We start from the raw sequence: 246 nt of genomic DNA on the forward strand, positions 1-246 counted from the left end.
GTTCCGAGCCAAGCTGAAAAGAGCAATCCAGAAGGTGATTCCTCTCAATTAAGTCCAGAAGTGTTGGACATGATTAAACATCCGCCAAAAATGGATGATGTAATTCGAGAACAATCAGCAGATGAAAAACGAGGAAACCAGGCTTTAGTTCCAGAAATGCTAGATGAACCCACCGATGAAATGACCGATTTTTCAAAAGAGTAAACAAAAAGCGGCTCGTACTGTGTGGCTAGAGTCGCTTACAAT

1 protein-coding gene is annotated in these 246 nt (G+C 41.9%); it reads left to right on the forward strand.

What is annotated here, in order from left to right; all coding sequences use genetic code 11:
* A partial coding sequence (locus tag GNF10_RS37675) for a hypothetical protein (protein WP_185607553.1) occupies nt 1-204 on the forward strand: 204 nt, incomplete at its 5' end.
* Between the last annotated feature and the right edge of the window lie 42 nt (nt 205-246).

It is taken from the genome of Nostoc sp. UCD121 (assembly GCF_014222285.1).
Lineage (GTDB): Bacteria > Cyanobacteriota > Cyanobacteriia > Cyanobacteriales > Nostocaceae > Nostoc.